Genomic DNA, 15807 nt, shown 5'->3' on the forward strand with positions numbered 1-15807 from the left:
ATGGCCGCCTCGACACCTCCCGCCTGCAGGCCACCTTCGGCGCCTCCCTCCCACCCTGGACCGCCGGCCTCGCTCGAACCCTCGCGGCTCTACCGCCTTGATCCAGCGACGCTTCATGGCCTGCAGCCATTCGACTGCGGGCCCAAGATCTCCGCGGAAGATCAGTCAGACCTGCGCGCCCCAGGCAATGAAGGCGCTACATGCATCACTTCCAATTGAATATCCGCCCGAGGTCTTTCACCTGATGATCTCGCCGATGGAGGATGCGGCGCCCTCTCCGACCCTGGCGCTACATGCGGGGAGGATTGTGTAGCGTGCTGGCGTTCCTGATTTGGGGCTTGAGACTGGCGTCGGTCGTCCTCGCCATTAGCGGCGGGGCGAGCCTGTGGCACTCGGCGCCCCCGTCGCTGCCCGCCTTTCAGGCTGCCCTGCGGCTTTCCAGCGAATGCCGCCTGCATGCCATGACCCGGAACGTCCAATCACCCGATTGGATCCGGCGCCAGCATCAGCTGCTCGCGCAGTGCCCGCCGCCGCCGCGGCTCGCCTGGGACGCCGACCTGCGCCTCCGGGGCATCCTGCTGGTGATCGCGGCGACGAATTTCCTGCTCATCGCCGAACTGATCTCCTTCATCGCCCGGCGCCAGCGCCTCGACGATCTCCTGCTGCACGTCCATCGTCCTCAGGACTGATCGGATCGGGCCGATGGCCCCGGACGGGCCAGGAAGCCCGCCCGGAGCACATTCACCCTCGGCGGCGGCCGGGGGACCGCGCCGCCCGGCGTCAGGGCCGCAGCGGCCCCTTGAAGCTCTCGCTGGCCTCGCTCGTCCAATGATCCCCGATGGAGGAGGTCCACACTTCCTCCCACGTCCCGGCCGTGCTGGCCTTGGAATACTCGGTGGCACGGTTCTCGAAGAAGTTGGTGTGCTCCACGGCGTTGAGCATCTCGTCGAGCCAGGGCAGCGGATTCTTCTCGATGTTGAACAGCGGCTCGAGGCCCAGCTGCTGCAAGCGACGATCCGCGATGAAGCGGATGTAGTCCTTGGTCTGCTGGGCATCGAGGCCCTGCACGCCACCGAGCTCGAAGGCGAGATCGATGAAGGCGTCCTCGTGGTCCACGATCGTCGCGCAGATCAGGTAGAGGTCCCGCCTGAGCTCCTCGGTCCAGATCTCCGGGTTCTCGTGCACGAAGGTACGGAACAGCCGGATGACGGACAGGCAGTGCAGCGTCTCGTCGCGCACCGACCAGGACACGATCTGCCCCATGCCCTTCATCTTGTTGAAGCGCGGGAAGTTCATGAGGATCGCGAAGGAGGCGAAGAGCTGCAGCCCCTCGGTGAAGGCGCCGAAGGCGGCCAGCGTCTTGGCGATCTCGGTCTTGGAATCGACCGAGAAGGTCTGCATGTAGTCGTACTTGTCCTTCATCTCCTTGTACTTCAGGAAGGCCGTGTACTCGATCTCCGGCATCCCGATGGTGTCAAGAAGATGGCTATAGGCCGCGATGTGCACCGTCTCGATGTTCGAGAAGGCGGACAGCATCATGAGCACTTCCGTCGGCTTGAAGACCTGGGAATAATGCTTCATGTAACAGTTGTTCACCTCGACATCGGCCTGGGTGAAGAACCGGAAGATCTGGGTGAGCAGGTTGCGCTCGCCCTCCGTGAGGTTCTTCTGCCAATCCTTCACGTCGTCGGCGAGCGGCACTTCCTCGGGCAGCCAGTGGATGCGCTGCTGGGTCAGCCAGGCATCATAGGCCCACGGGTAGCGGAACGGCTTGTAGACGGGGTTCGCGGTCAGCAGGTCGAACTTCACCGGAAGTTCGTCGGTCGAAATGCCATCGGCCATGAGCCATCCCCCAGGAACGGTGCGTTGGGCTGATTCCTACCATGATTGGTGGGCACATCAACGGCCCACCCACAACATCTAGTGGGCTGCGGGTTTGCGGCGCGACTCGCCGCCGCGACTACTCCACCCGGATGCCCGCCTCGCGCGCGATCACGGCATTCTCGGCCAGTTCGCGCCGGATGCGGGCATCGAACGGTTCCGGGCCTTCCGCGAGGACGACGCCCCCGGCATCGACGATCCGGCGGCGGATCGCCATGTCGCGCAGCAGGCCCAAAGTGTCGTTGGCCACCCGGTCGACGATCGGGCGGGGAAGGCCCTTGGGACCGATGAAGCCGTACCAGGGGCTGGTGTCGGGGATGCCGAAGCCGGCCTCTTCCAGCGTCGGGACCGAGGGCAGGACCTCGACCCGTTGCGGACCGCCGATCGCGAGCGGGCGAATGCCGCCGTCCCGCGCAAGGCCGATCGCACCGGACAGGGTGCTGAAGGTGGCCGGCACCCGCCCGGCCATCACTTCCTGCAAGGCAGGCGCAGCGCCGCGGAACGCGACATGGGTGATGTCGATGCCCGCTTTGCGGCGGAACATCTCGAGCGCGAAGTGCCCCGACGACCCGTTGCCGGAGGAGGCGAAAGCGAGCCCGCCAGGATCACGCCGCGCGGCCGCGACAAGGTCCGCCACGCTGCGCAGCGGCGAATCCCGCCCGACGAACAGCACGGTCGGCGAGGCGTAGATGTTCACGATCGGCGTAAAGTCGGCGAGCGTATCGTAGGGCAGCCGCGCATAGACGGCGGCGTTGCTGGCATGCGTGCTGGCGGCAAGAAACAGCGTGTAGCCGTCGGCCGGCGAGCGCGCGACCACCTCGCTGGCAATCACCTGGCTGGCGCCGGGCCGGTTCTCGATGACGATGGGCTGGCCCCAGAGTCGGCCCAGCGGATCCTGCAGCAGCCGCCCGCCGAAATCGGTCGGACCGCCGGCGGGGTAGCCGATGATGAGACGCACGGGCTTCTCGGGCCAGGCGACCTGGGCGCGCGCAAGCGGCGCAACGGCGATGGCAGCCCCGGCAAGGCCGAGGGTCCGGCGTGGCATCATGCGCGTTGCTTCCTCCCGTGGCCACGGCCCCGTGGGCCGACCGCCTGGGGGAAGACTAACCGCCCACGCCGGCCGCTGCCATTGCCCCGTTGAGGGCGGGTCGCGTCGGCAAGCGCCCGGGCTGCCGCGACGCGGCCTGATCGACGGTGCGCCAGATCAGATAGGTCAGGATGATCGAGGCGTATCCGTCGATCGCGTAGTGCCAGCCCAGATGGATCGACCCGGCCTGCGTCAGCAGCACCATCAGCACGGCCGGAACGGTAAGCCCCCGGTGCAGGCGGGACATCCAGAGTGCGATCAGCGTCGCCATGGACACGTGCATGCTCGGGAAGGCCGAGATGCCGCTGCCGAATTCCGGCGCGCCCAGCCGATGGAGCGTCCACAGATAGGACTGGTAGATGCTGACCACCAGCGGCGGATCCTGATAGCCGCCGATGTAGTCGAGAAGCGGGCGGAACCGCTGCGGGTCGCCCACCACCCGGTCATAGAAGAGCGGGCCGGCCGAGTAGAACATTCCCGCCAGGACATTTCCGAGGACGATCCAGCACAGGAAGAAGATGACGAAGAACCGCCGCCGTCGCTGGCCGGCGAAAACCATCGTCAGGACCATGGTCAGCATCGCGACCTGCCAGACGACGTTGTAGAAGGCGTCGATATACCGCGTGTAGGGCGTCAGGAACGGGTGCAGCAGCCGCCATGGCGGGGTCCCGCCGTGCATCCATTCGCCCAGGTCCGCCAAGGCGATGTCCCAGTCGAAATGCGAGACCTCGGGCAGCAGGTTCTTGGCCGAGGTGAAGGCGCCGTAGAACAGCGTCACCGAGGTGAAAAGGACGAGGCCCGCGGCGACCCTGGGGCCGCGTGGATGGCCAAGGAACATCACGAGTCCCGCGATCGGAGATCGCGGTCGCGTGAAAATCGCATAGCCTGTCCCGATGCAGGCCAGCGCCGGCAGGACGAGCCCGGGCAGCACCACCATCCATCGTTCCGCGTACATCAGCGGGTCGAATTTCTCGGGGCGGCCAAGGATCTGGGCCGCCAGGAAAACCAGGCCGGCATAGGCGACGACAATGAGATGCAAGGGGACGTCGGCACGCAGCTCGGCCAGAAGGCACCGCGCGAAGGAACCGGGCAGGACCCGAGCCCCAACAAACGCAACCCCTGACCACGAGCCGGCACCGCCCCCCCCGGCGGACCGCTTGCCCGAGCATGCGTGGATCGTACACACGATTTTGTGAGCACTACAACCGTAAGTATTGCTCACCCCATCGCGATTTGCGCCATACAGCGAGATTCGCGTGATTTTGGCAGCCAAATCAACGCACAGGCACACGCATCCGTGATGCCTTCAACCACCATGGGTCCCCTGACACGACGCGGCCGCCGGGAGGGCACCCCCGGCGGCCGCGCTCGTCTCGTGCGCCCGTCAGGCGGGCATGCGCCTTCCCGTTACTGGCAGGCCAGGCATTCCTCGTAGTTGTTGGAATTCCCCGCCGCCTGCGCCGCCGCCACCAGCGGCATCTGCACCGGCACCATGTCGTTGGCCGCCTTCGCCACGCCCAGGGCGGCCTGTGGGGCCACCTTCTCGCTGATCGTATCGGCGCGCTGGATCGACAGCGAACGGCAGTAGTAGAGCGACTTCACGCCCTTCTTCCACGCGCTCATGTGGATCTGGTGCAGGTCGCGCTTATGCACATTGGCCGGCAGGAAGAGGTTCACCGACTGCGACTGGCAGATGAAGGGCGTGCGGTCGGCCGCATGCTCGATGACCCAGCGCTGGTCGAGCTCGAACGCCGTCTTGAACACCGCCTTTTCCTGCTCGCTCAGGAAGTCGAGGTGCTGCACCGAGCCCTTGGTCACGGTGATCGTCGTCCAGGTCTCGTCGTCGTTGCGCCCGTGCTTGTCCAGCACCTTCGCCAGGTACGGGTTGCGCACGATGAAGGAACCCGACAGCGTCTTGTGGTTGTAGACGTTGGCTGCGATCGGCTCGATGCCGGGCGACGCGCCGCCGCAGATGATCGAGATCGAGGCCGTCGGCGCGATCGCGATCTTGTGGGAGAAGCGCTCCATGATCCCGTACTCGGCGGCGTCGGGGCACGGCCCGCGCTCCTCCGCCAGCACGCGGGACGCGACATCCGCCTGGGCGCGGATGTGCTTGAACATCTTCTTGTTCCACACCTTCGCGACCACGGACTCGAAGGGCACGTTCATCTTCTGCAGGAAGGAGTGGAAGCCCATCACGCCAAGGCCGACGGAGCGTTCCCGCATCGCGCTGTACTTCGCCCGCGCCATGGAATCCGGCGCGGTGTCGATGAAGGACTGCAGCACGTTGTCGAGGAAGCGCATGACGTCCGGAATGAAGTCCGGATCGTCCTTCCACTCGAACCAGGTCTCGCAGTTCAGGGACGACAGGCAGCACACCGCCGTGCGCTCCTGCCCATGCTGGTCGAGCCCCGTCGGCAGCGTGATCTCGGAGCAGAGGTTCGAGGTCTTCACCTCGAGCCCCGCCAGCTTGTGGTGCGCCGGCTGCGCGCGGTGCACGTGGTCCGAATAGATGATGTAGGGCTCGCCCGTCTCGATCCGGGCGGTGAGGATGCGGATCCACAGCGCGCGCGCCGAGACCTTGCGCATCACCGCCTGGTCCTTGGGCGAGAGCAGCGCCCATTCCTCGTCATTCTCGACCGCGCGCATGAAGGCGTCGGACAGCAGCACGCCGTGATGCAGGTTCAGCGCCTTGCGGTTCGGATCGCCGCCGGTCGGGCGGCGCATCTCGAGGAATTCCTCGATCTCGGGGTGGTGCACCGGCAGGTAGCAGGCGGCCGAGCCGCGCCGCAGCGACCCCTGGGAGATCGCGAGCGTCAGGCTGTCCATCACCCGGATGAAGGGGATGACGCCCGAGGTCTTGCCGTTCTTGCCGACCTTCTCGCCGATGCCGCGCAGATTGCCCCAGTAGGACCCGATGCCCCCGCCCTTGGCCGCGAGCCAGACATTCTCGTTCCACAGGCCGACGATGCCCTCGAGGCTGTCCGAGGCCTCGTTCAGGAAGCAGGAGATCGGCAGGCCGCGGGTCGTGCCGCCATTCGACAGCACGGGCGTCGCCGGCATGAACCAGAGACGCGAGATGTAGTCGTAGATCCGCTGCGCATGGGCCGCGTCGTCGCCGTAGGCCGAGGCCACGCGGGCGAAGAGGTCCTGGTAGGACTCGCCCGGCAGCAGGTAGCGGTCATCGAGCGTCGCCTTGCCGAAATCGGTCAGCAGCGCGTCGCGCGAACGATCGATACGGACCTGGCCATGGCCCTCGAGCTGGACTGCGTCGAACACTGAAGAACCCCCCGGATAACTCATCCCCTGGACCGGCATCCTGCCGCCCAGGGGCCATCAGACACAAGATGTAGTCTTGCCACAGTCCCGCCACCACCACATGGGGTGGCAAAGAGACCCCTTGCCAAGAGTCCCGACTTTGTCACAGGGCGATACATGTTCCCGTTTCGTTCATGATTCCGCGCAGAGCCGCGGGACGCAAGTCCAGACTTTTCCACAGCTTCGAAGCGCCGCACTCTGGGCACCGACACGTCCGCCGGAGCCCCGACCATGATCCGTCTGCCCCGCCGCAGCCTCCTCGCCACGCCACTCGCCGGCCTCGCCGCCCCGGCGCTGGCGCAGTCACCCTGGCCGACCCGACCGGTGCGGATCGTCGTCCCGTTCGGGACCGGCGGCGGAACGGATGTCACCACCCGCCTGCTCGCCCCAAAGATGGCCGAGATCCTCGGCCAGCCCGTGGTGATCGAGAACCGGCCCGGCGCCGGCGGCGTGGTCGGCACCGACTACGTCGCGAAACTGCCCCCGAACGGAGAGGCCTTCGTCCTCTCGACCCTCTCGCCCATCGCGCTCGCCCGCGGCCTGCCGGCCCCCCTCCCCTTCGACGCGCGGCGGGACCTGGTGGCCGTGGCGCCGACCGTCTTCGTACCGATCGCGCTCGCGGTGACGACGCGCAACTTCGCCCCGCGCACGGCGGCCGAGTTCGTGGCGACCATGAAGGCGGCGCCGAACCGCTACCAGTACGGCTCCTCGGGCATCGGGACATCGGGGCACATCGCCTCGGCCTCCTTCTGCATCCGCACCGGAACCGAGGCGGTCCACGTCCCCTATCGCGGCGGCGGCCAGGTCTTCGCCGCCCTGACCTCGGGCGAGATCCAGTTCTGCTGCGACATCCCCTCCCTGCTGAAGGGCATGCATGAGGGTGGGCAGGCGCGAGTCCTCTTCGTCGCGACAGAGCAACGCTCCTCGCTGCTGCCCGAGGTGCCGACCGCGGTCGAGGCAGGCATCACCGGCTACAAGGCCTATTCCTGGTACGGCTTCTTCGCCCCCGCCGGCACGCCGCAGCCGATCGTCGACCGCATGGCCGCGGCGACCGAGCAGGCGTTGTCCGATCCGGCCATCGCCGGCCGCTTCGAGGACATGGGCACCCCCGCGATGCGCGGCTACACGCCCGCCCGCTTCGCCCAGTACGTCCGCGACGAGATCGCCTTCTGGGAACCCGAGGTCCGGGGCCTCGGCATCACGGAGTAGGCCCGAGGTTCCGCTGGGCGAGGCGCATCCCCGCGATGTAGCCCCAGGCCATGTTCGGCCCGATCGTCGTGCCCGTGCCGACGTTGCGCGTCCCGATCGGGTTCGCCATCGCGATCCCAGCCGCGAACAGGCCGGGGATGACGCTGCCGTCGGGGCGCAGCACCTCGGCGCGCTCATTGGTCCGCGCACCGCCCTTGGTGCCGAGGATCGAGCGGTTGAACGGCATGGCGAGGAAGGCGGGCCGGGCGATCGGCTCGATCCCCGCGCGGCGGCGCTTGTCGCCCGCCGCGGCCGGGTCCGGGCGCGCGGGGCGGCCGAATTCCTCGTCCGCGCCGGCGATGGCGGCGGCGTTGAAGCGCGCGACGCTGTCCGCCAGCGCCGCCTCCGGCACGCCGATCTGCGCTGCGAGTCCCGCAAGGTCCGCCGCCTGGCGCAGCCAGCCCGGATCGGCCCGCGCGGCCCAGCGCGCCGGCGGCAGCCGATCCAGCAGCACCGAATCGCTGATCACCCAGCAGGGCAGGTGCACGGGCTCCCCGGTCGCGGGGTCGCGGCGGTCGATCTGCTCGCCGATGTTGAAGGTGAGCTCGTTCACGAAGCGCCGGCCATGCCGGTTCACCAGCATGGCGTTGGGTTCGGTGTGGAAGGGCACCGGCTGGGCCAGCACCTTGCCCTGGTAGCGCACGGGGATCGACGGCGTGATCGTCGCCTGGTCCATGCGCGCGAGCGCCGCGCCCGCCGCCTCGGCCATGCGCTGCCCGTCGCCGTCATGGGCGTCGGGGCTGCCGAGGTAATCCACCGGCCCGGGGAAGTGCCGCGCCATCAGCCTCGAATCCCATTCGAATCCGCCGGTCGCGATCACCACGCCGCGCCGGGCCGTCCAGCTCTCCCGCCGCCCCTTCCGTTCCACCGTCGCGCCGGTGACGGCACCCGTCGCATCCTGCGTCAGCGCCACAGCCCGCGCGCCGAGCACGACATGCACCCCCGCATCGAGGCATCCCCGCAGCAGCCCGGTGACCAGCGCCGTCCCCTTCCCCCGCGCATTGGTGAGGAACCGCCAGACCAGCTGCGGCCAGAGCGACAGCGCCGTGCGGTAGGGCTTGTGATAGAGGTCGGTCGTCACCGCCTCGTGGTAGGTGAAGATCTCCGGGATGGTGGATCTCCGGATGCGGAAGGCGAAGCGCCCCGCCCGCCAGCGGCTGAGCGGCAGCGGCGACATCATCCGCCCCTGCGCCTTGGCCCCGGGCAGCGTCCGCAGCGGATCGGGTTCCGGCGTCAGCGCGAATTTCAGCGGCGTGCGCGCCTCCACGAAGCGCAGCATGTCGGGGGCGGCGCGCACGAAGGCCTCCCACAGCGGCGCCTCGGTCTCGGCCCAGCCCTCCGGCGCGCCGGCGCGAATATAGGTCAGCGCCTCCTCGACGCTGTCCGCGATGCCGGCGGCCGCCGCGAGGTGGTTCGCCGGGATCCAGGTGCCCGCGCCGGACATCGCCGTGGTGCCGCCGACCCGGTCGGTCTTTTCCAGCACCACGACCGACAGCCCCTGCGCCGCCGCCGTCAGCGCCGCGACCAGCCCCGCCGAGCCCGAGCCGAGAACGAGCACATCCGTCGCGAATTCCGCCATTGCCCCCGCCGATGGTGATGATCCGACCATTCCATTGGCACCGGATCGGCCGCGGCGCCAGATAGGCAGCACGGAAGGACACCCCAGCCATGCCCGACACAATGCCCCAGCCCGCCGCCACCCGCCCCGCGATCCACCCCGGGACGCGCATCGGCCATGTCCACCTCAAGGTCGCCGATCTCGAGCGCGCCCTCGCCTTCTGGCGCGACGTCATCGGACTCGAGGAACAGCAGCGCTACGGGGACCAGGCCGTCTTCCTCTCGGCCGGCGGCTATCACCACCACATCGCGCTCAACACCTGGGAGAGCAAGGGCGGCGCCTGGCCGCCGCCGGGCACGACGGGGCTGTTCCACGTCGCGCTGGTCTACCCGGACCGCAAGGCGCTGGCCCAGGCGCTGCTGCGGCTGCTCGAAGCCGGATGGCCGCTCGAAGGCGCCTCCGACCACGGCGTGTCGGAAGCGCTCTACCTGCGCGATCCGGACGGCAACGGCGTCGAGCTCTACCGCGACCGCCCCGAAGCCGAGTGGCCGCGCGACGCGGAAGGGAAGCTCGCGATGGTGACGCGCCGGCTCGACCTCAACGCCCTGCTGGCCGAGGCGAACTGACGCGGATCCCCCCTCGCCAGGGCGGCGACGGGCGCTTTATGCTCACGTAACGTTTCCGTCAGCGTTGCCACGACCCGCATGCCTCGCCTGCCCTGGCCCCTGGTGGGGCGCCGTTCTGTCCTCGCCGCGCCGCTCCTCCTCGCGGATTGCGCCACCGGCATCGGTGAGCCGCTGCCCGGCCCGCCGCGCGCGCGCGTGGTTCTGTTCCGCGGCATCGCCGAGATCTCCACCGGCCTCGACGACTTCGCCCGGCACCTGCGGGATGCCGGCTACAGCGCCTCGGTCCACAGCCACCTCGCCGGGGACCAGGTGGCCGAGCGGCTGCTGACCCTCGCGCGGCAGAACCGGCTGCCGCGGCCGCTGTGCATCGGCGGGCATTCGCTCGGCGCTGACACCGCGATCGACCTTTGCGGGGAGCTCTACGCCGCGCGGCTGGTGACCGACGGCCTCTTCACCCTCGACCCCGTGCTGGTCGGCACGGTGCCGCCCGGGCCGCGGCGGGTGACGAATTTCTACCAGGCGGGCAACGGCTTCGGCCGGCCGCTGGCGCCGCGACCGGGCTTCGACGGCGCGATCGAGAACATCAACCTCGCGGAGGTCCCGCGCCTCGGCCATTTCAACATGGATGCGAGCGCGCGGATCCAGCACGACATCGTCGATCGGATCAACGCGCTGCGGCGCGCCTAGCCGGCTTCCTCGCGCAGCATCTCGAGTTCCAGCCAGCGTTCCTCGGCCGCGGAGAGGGCCGCCTGCGCGGCTGCCAGCGCCTCGGTCGCCTTGGCGAAGCCCGCGGGATCGCGCGCGTAGAAGCCGCCATCCGCGACCCTGGCGTCGAGCGTCGCGATCTCCTTGCCCAGCGCCTCCATGCGTGCCGGCAGCGTCTTGAGCTCGTGCTGCTCCTTCGCGTTCATGCGCACGCGCTTCGGGGGCGGCGGCGCGGCGCGCTCGGCCTTCAGCGTAGCGGCGGGCTTCGCGGCGGCCTCGGCCGCGCGGGCCTGCACGCCGTGGCCGCGCTGCGCGACCATGTCGGAATAGCCGCCGGCATATTCCTGCCAGCGCCCCTCCCCTTCCCAGGCGATGACGCTGGTCACCGTGCGGTCGAGGAAATCGCGGTCATGGCTGACCAGGATAACCGTGCCGGCATACTCCGCGACGAGTTCCTGCAGCAGGTCCAGCGTCTCGAGGTCGAGGTCGTTGGTCGGCTCGTCCAGCACCAGCAGGTTCGACGGCCTGGCGAAGGCGCGCGCCAGCATCAGCCGTCCGCGCTCCCCGCCGGACAAGGCCAGGAGCGGCGTGCGCGCCTGCTCCGGCGTGAAGAGGAAGTCCTTCATGTAGCCGATGACGTGGCGCGGCTGGCCGTTGACGTGCACCTGGTCGCCGCGGCCCTCGGTCAGCGCCTCGGACAGCGTGATCGTGGGGTCGAGGCTCGCGCGCCGCTGGTCGAGCCCGACCATCTCGAGCCCGGTGCCGAGCCGCACCTCCCCCGCATCCGGTGCCAGCACGCCGATCAGCATGTTGAGCAGCGTCGTCTTGCCGGCCCCGTTCGGCCCGACGATGCCGATGCGGTCGCCGCGGATGATGCGCGTGGAAAAGTCCCGGACCACGAAACGCTCGCCGAAGGCCTTGGCGATGCCGTCCGCGGCGATGACGAGGTTGCCCGACCCCGCCGCCTCGGCCGCCGCCATCGTCACCCGTCCCGGCGCGGTCACGCGTTCCCGCCGCTTCGCGCGCAGCGTGTGCAGGTTCTCGAGCCGGCGGACATTGCGCTTGCGCCGGGCGGTGACGCCGTAGCGCAGCCAGTGCTCCTCGCGGACGATCTTGCGGGCGAGCTTGTGCGCCTCGCGCTCCTCGTCCTCCAGCACCTGGTCGCGCCATTCCTCGAAATGCGCGAAGCCGCGTTCCAGGCGCCGCGTATTGCCGCGATCGAGCCAGACCATGGCGCGTGACAGCCGCTCGAGGAACCGCCGGTCGTGGCTGATCAGCACCAGCGCGGAATCGAGGGCGGCGAGCTCGCCTTCCAGCCATTCGATCGCGGGCAGGTCGAGATGGTTGGTCGGCTCGTCCAGCAGCAGGATGTCCGGCGACGGCGCCAGCGCGCGGGCCAGCGCGGCGCGGCGGGTCTCGCCGCCCGATAGCGCGGCGGGCTTCTCGGCCCCGGTCATGCCGAGCTGCTCGAGCAGGTAGCGCGCGCGATAGGGATCGTCCGCCGGCCCGAGCCCCGCCTGCACATAGGCCATGACGTTGGGGAAGGCCGAGAGATCGGGTTCCTGCTCCAGGTAGCGCAGGGTCGCCCCCGGCTGGACGAAGCGGGTGCCGCCCTCGGCCTCGATGAGGCCGGCGGCGACCTTCAGCAGGGTGGACTTGCCCGATCCGTTGCGCCCGACCAGCGCCAGCCGCTCGCCGGGCGCGACGGACAGCGCCGCGCCCTCCAGCAGGCGGGTGCTGCCGAAGCCGTGGTGGATATCGGTGAGAAGCAACAGGGGCGGCGCCATGCGGCGTTACCTCGCCGCCCGCGCCGTCCGGGTCAACCTGCCCGCGCCACCGATCGGGCCAGCCAGGCCAGGATACGCCCGTCGATCAGCGCCAGGCCGGCCCCGATCAGCGCCATGCCGGCGACGTGCCGCGGTTCCAGCGTCTCGTCCAGGATCAGCATGCCGAGCACGATGGCGCTGACCGGCACCAGGAAGGTCACGAGCAGCAGGTTCACCGCGCCCGCCAGCGCCAGGATCCGGAAATACAGGACATAGGCGACCGCGGTGCAGAGGATGGCGAGGCCGACCAGGGCCCCGAGCGCCGCCGCCGAGGGCAGCGGCCGCTGCCAGGGCGCGTCTGCCGCCATGGCAAGGGGCACCATCAGCGCCGCCGCAACGGTCAACTGGCCGAGCGCCGCGTGCACCGGCATCACACCCACCCGGGCGAGCCGGCGGCCGAAGACCCCGGCGCAGGCATAGGACAGGGTCGCCGCCAGCATCGCGACGGTCGCCGGCAGCGAAGCGGTGGTCCCGCGCAGGACATCGAGGCCGCTCATCGCCGCGACGCCGGCGAAGCCCAGCAGCGCGCCGCCGAGCCGCGCCGGCGTGATCCGCTCCTCCCGCACCGCGAGATGCGCCACCAGCACGCCCCAGAGCGGCGTCGTCGCATTCAGGATCGCCGCCAGGCCCGAGGGCAGGGTCTGCTGCGCCCAGACGATCAGCGAGAACGGCACCGCGTTGTTGAGCAGCCCCATGGCCGCGACCGCCGACCAGGCCGGAAGGCCGCGCGGCGGCGCGATGCCGAGCATCGGCAGGGCCACCCAGAGCATCGCCGCCGCCAGCCCCACCCGCGCGGCGACGATGGTGAGCGGAGGAACCTCCGTCACCGCGACGCCGACGAAGAAGAACGACCCGCCCCACAGGACGGAGAGCAGCAGCAGGAGCAGCCAGGCGATTCTCGACATGCGGGACGACATCGCATGTCACCTGCGCACCGGACACTCCGCCCGTTGCGCCGGTGCGGCAGGCGCGCGCCGCCGCCGCCTCACCCCGCGAAGGGATCGCGCATCATGATGGTGTCGTCGCGCTCGGGGCTCGTGGACAGCAGCACGATCGGCGCCTCGACCAGTTCCTCGATGCGGCGGACATACTTCACCGCCTCGGCCGGCAGTTCGGCGTAGGAGCGCGCCCCCATCGTCGAGCCCGACCAGCCCTGCATCGTCTCGAAGATCGGCTCGGCCGCGGCCTGGGCGCGGAAGGCGGCAGGCAGGCGCTTCACCACCTCGCCGTTGATCCGGTAGCCGGTGCAGATCTTGAGCTCCTCGAGCCCGTCGAGCACGTCGAGCTTGGTCAGCACCAGGCCGTTGATGCCGCCGACCTTCACCGCCTGGCGCACCATGCAGGCATCGAACCAGCCGCAGCGGCGCGGACGGCCCGTCACCGTGCCGAACTCGCGCCCGCGCTCGCCGAGCCGCTTGCCGATCTCGTCATGCAGTTCCGAGGGGAACGGCCCCGAGCCCACCCGCGTCGAATAGGCCTTGGCGATGCCGAGCACGAAGCCGATCGCATCCGGCCCGATGCCCGCACCTGCCGCCGCGTTGCCGGCGACCGTGTTGGACGAGGTCACATAGGGATAGGTGCCGTGGTCGACGTCGAGCATCACGGCCTGCGCACCTTCGAACAGCACGCGCTTGCCGGTCGAGCGCGCCTCGTCGAGGCGTTCCCACACGGTGTCGGCATAGGGCAGCAGCTTCGGCGCGAGCGCGAGCAGCCCGTCGAGCAGCTCCTTCTTGCTGAACTCCGGCGCGCCGAGGCCCCGCAGCAGCGAATTGTGGTGCAGCAGCAGTTCGTCGAGCTTGGCCGACAGGGTCTCGGGCTCCGCGAGGTCGCAGAGTCGGATCGAGCGCCGGCCCACCTTGTCCTCATAGGCCGGCCCGATGCCGCGCCCGGTGGTGCCGATCTTGTCCTGGCCGCGCGCCGTCTCCCGCGCCCGGTCCAGCGCCGGATGCAGCGGCAGGATGAGCGGCACGTTCTCGGCGATGCGCAGGTTCTCGGGGGTGACCTTCAGCCCCTGGGCCGTGACCTTCTGGATCTCGCTCAACAGCGCCAGCGGGTCGAGCACCACGCCATTGCCGATGACGCCGAGCTTGCCGCGCACCACGCCCGAGGGCAGCAGCGACAGCTTGTAGGTCTCGTTGCCGACCACCAGCGTGTGGCCCGCATTGTGGCCGCCCTGGAAGCGGACGACGATGTCGGCGCGGCTGGCGAGCCAGTCCACCACCTTGCCCTTGCCCTCGTCGCCCCACTGGGCGCCGATCACGGCGACATTGGCCATGAGGTCAGTCCTTCGTCACGACGGGGACGGGTGCGCCGTCCCTCAGTTCATGGGTGCAGCGCAGGCGCTGCGGCGTGTCATCGGGCGCGAGGGCCGCCACGGTGGCGAAGCCCTCGGCCCGGAAGGCGGCACCGTCGGCACCGACCGGAAGGAAAAGCCGCGGCTTGGGCGCCATCACCGGCGCCGCGCGCAGCACGGCGTCGGGATAGAGCGACATGCCCGTCGCCGGCTCGTCGTTCTGCGAGACGTAGCGCCCGCCGCGGGCGAGCTCGCCCGACATGCCCGGCCCGTAGATCGTGAAGGCGACCCCGGTGTGATAGCGGAAGCCGCGGAACTCCACCGGGTCGAGCGTGATCCGCAGCCCCGGCGCGCGGGCGGCGATCGCGGCCAGCACGGCGGCCGCATTCTCGGCGATGGCCTGGGCGGATTCGGGCAGCGCCGCGGCCTCGAGCGCAGCAAGCGCGCCGTCCGCCGGCCCGGTTGCCGCCATCAGGCCGGGCAGCACGGCGAGCGCGGCGTCCTGCCCCTGCACCAGCGCGGCGACGGCGGCGCTGTCCTTGCGATCGAGGGCGCGGGCGAGCCGCGTCCGGAGCACCGGGTCGACACCCGCGGCGTCGAGCAGCGCCGGCACCATGGTCGGCAGCGTCACGTCCAGGCTGACACCCGCGACCCCGACGGCGGCCAACGCCTCGACCGCGACGACGGCGATCTCGCCATCCGCGGCCGGGGCCGCCCCGCCGATCAGTTCAACGCCGACCTGGGGCAATTGCCGCGACGGCGCCAGTTGCGTCCCGCGGACCCGCAGCACCTGGCCGGCGTAGCACAGCCGAAGGGGCCGCGCCTGGGCGCCGAGCCTGGTCGCGGCGATGCGCGCGACCTGCGGCGTGGTGTCCGCGCGCAGACCCATCATGCGTTGGCTGACCGGGTCCATCAGGCGGAAGGTCTGCTCGGCGACCGCAGCCCCGGACCCGGCGAGGAGGCTGTCCTCGAATTCGAGCAGCGGGGGCTTCACCCGCTCGTAGCCGTGGGAGGCGAAGACGCCCATCATCGCCTCGACCAGCGCGGCCTCGCGCTCGGCGTCGGGCGGCAGCAGGTCGGCAAGGCCCGCGGGCAGCAGGGCCGGATTGGGCAGGTCGTCGGTCATGGCCGGCGGAGGGTGTGACAGGCGCGGCGGGCCGGGGCAACCCCCGCCCGCGGCAGGGCGCGCATGCCGAATCCGGACAATTCGCCGCACTTCCCGCCCGTGCTCCGGACCGACAGAATAGGCCCGCTGACGAAAGGAG

General features: G+C 70.0%; 13 protein-coding genes. 4 read left to right on the forward strand and 9 right to left on the reverse strand.

What is annotated here, in order from left to right; genetic code table 11:
* Positions 1 to 314 precede the first annotated feature (314 nt).
* Positions 315 to 689, forward strand: a complete 375-nt coding sequence (locus GWK16_RS14905; RefSeq protein WP_170054775.1) for a hypothetical protein — start codon at positions 315 to 317, stop codon at positions 687 to 689.
* Positions 690 to 780: 91 nt separating this feature from the next.
* Here the strand turns inward: GWK16_RS14905 and GWK16_RS14910 are convergent, their stop codons facing one another.
* The 4 genes from GWK16_RS14910 to GWK16_RS14925 form a co-directional block, all read right to left on the reverse strand.
* Positions 781 to 1842 carry a ribonucleotide-diphosphate reductase subunit beta gene (locus GWK16_RS14910; RefSeq protein WP_170054776.1) on the reverse strand — a complete coding sequence of 354 codons (1062 nt, stop codon included), beginning with the start codon at positions 1840 to 1842 and terminating at the stop codon, positions 781 to 783.
* Between the two features lie 118 nt (positions 1843 to 1960).
* A complete protein-coding gene (locus tag GWK16_RS14915) occupies positions 1961 to 2929 on the reverse strand; it encodes a Bug family tripartite tricarboxylate transporter substrate binding protein (RefSeq protein WP_170054777.1) in 969 nt (322 codons plus the stop codon).
* Positions 2930 to 2984: 55 nt separating this feature from the next.
* Complete coding sequence (locus GWK16_RS14920) at positions 2985 to 4007, reverse strand: phosphatase PAP2 family protein (RefSeq protein WP_170054778.1); 1023 nt, start codon at positions 4005 to 4007, stop codon at positions 2985 to 2987.
* 368 nt (positions 4008 to 4375) lie between these two features.
* Positions 4376 to 6247 carry a ribonucleoside-diphosphate reductase subunit alpha gene (locus tag GWK16_RS14925; RefSeq protein WP_338144485.1) on the reverse strand — a complete coding sequence of 624 codons (1872 nt, stop codon included), beginning with the start codon at positions 6245 to 6247 and terminating at the stop codon, positions 4376 to 4378.
* A gap of 270 nt (positions 6248 to 6517) precedes the next feature.
* Between GWK16_RS14925 and GWK16_RS14930 the strand changes: the two genes are divergently transcribed.
* On the forward strand, positions 6518 to 7495 hold the full coding sequence (locus tag GWK16_RS14930) for a Bug family tripartite tricarboxylate transporter substrate binding protein (RefSeq protein ID WP_170054780.1): 978 nt from the start codon (positions 6518 to 6520) through the stop codon (positions 7493 to 7495).
* On the opposite strand, the gene GWK16_RS14935 is transcribed toward GWK16_RS14930, so the two are convergent.
* Positions 7485 to 9113 carry an FAD-dependent oxidoreductase gene (locus GWK16_RS14935; protein WP_170054781.1) on the reverse strand — a complete coding sequence of 543 codons (1629 nt, stop codon included), beginning with the start codon at positions 9111 to 9113 and terminating at the stop codon, positions 7485 to 7487. The two genes, GWK16_RS14930 and GWK16_RS14935, sit on opposite strands and share 11 nt — an antisense overlap.
* A gap of 89 nt (positions 9114 to 9202) precedes the next feature.
* Between GWK16_RS14935 and GWK16_RS14940 the strand changes: the two genes are divergently transcribed.
* Together GWK16_RS14940 and GWK16_RS14945 are read left to right on the forward strand one after the other, a co-directional pair.
* On the forward strand, positions 9203 to 9718 hold the full coding sequence (locus GWK16_RS14940; RefSeq protein ID WP_211187460.1) for a VOC family protein: 516 nt from the start codon (positions 9203 to 9205) through the stop codon (positions 9716 to 9718).
* Positions 9719 to 9796: 78 nt separating this feature from the next.
* Entirely contained in the window at positions 9797 to 10405 is a 609-nt protein-coding gene (locus GWK16_RS14945; protein ID WP_170054782.1) for an alpha/beta hydrolase family protein, read from the forward strand.
* Here the strand turns inward: GWK16_RS14945 and GWK16_RS14950 are convergent.
* The 4 genes from GWK16_RS14950 to GWK16_RS14965 all read right to left on the reverse strand — a co-directional run bounded on the left by GWK16_RS14950 (position 10402) and on the right by GWK16_RS14965 (position 15668).
* The gene (locus tag GWK16_RS14950; RefSeq protein WP_170054783.1) at positions 10402 to 12210 is read right to left on the reverse strand and encodes an ABC-F family ATP-binding cassette domain-containing protein; all 1809 of its coding nucleotides are present in this window, start codon (positions 12208 to 12210) and stop codon (positions 10402 to 10404) included. The genes GWK16_RS14945 and GWK16_RS14950 overlap by 4 nt on opposite strands.
* 32 nt (positions 12211 to 12242) lie before the next feature.
* Positions 12243 to 13154 carry a DMT family transporter gene (locus tag GWK16_RS14955; RefSeq protein ID WP_248291410.1) on the reverse strand — a complete coding sequence of 304 codons (912 nt, stop codon included), beginning with the start codon at positions 13152 to 13154 and terminating at the stop codon, positions 12243 to 12245.
* Positions 13155 to 13234: 80 nt separating this feature from the next.
* Positions 13235 to 14524: an adenylosuccinate synthase gene (locus tag GWK16_RS14960; protein ID WP_170054785.1), complete on the reverse strand. Its 1290-nt coding sequence runs from the start codon at positions 14522 to 14524 to the stop codon at positions 13235 to 13237.
* A 4-nt stretch (positions 14525 to 14528) separates the two neighbouring features.
* Positions 14529 to 15668, reverse strand: coding sequence for an ATP phosphoribosyltransferase regulatory subunit (locus GWK16_RS14965; RefSeq protein ID WP_170054786.1), 1140 nt, complete (start codon positions 15666 to 15668; stop codon positions 14529 to 14531).
* Positions 15669 to 15807 lie beyond the last annotated feature (139 nt).

Origin of the sequence: Neoroseomonas marina, from assembly GCF_012927745.1 — a bacterium.
Lineage (GTDB): Bacteria > Pseudomonadota > Alphaproteobacteria > Acetobacterales > Acetobacteraceae > Neoroseomonas > Neoroseomonas marina.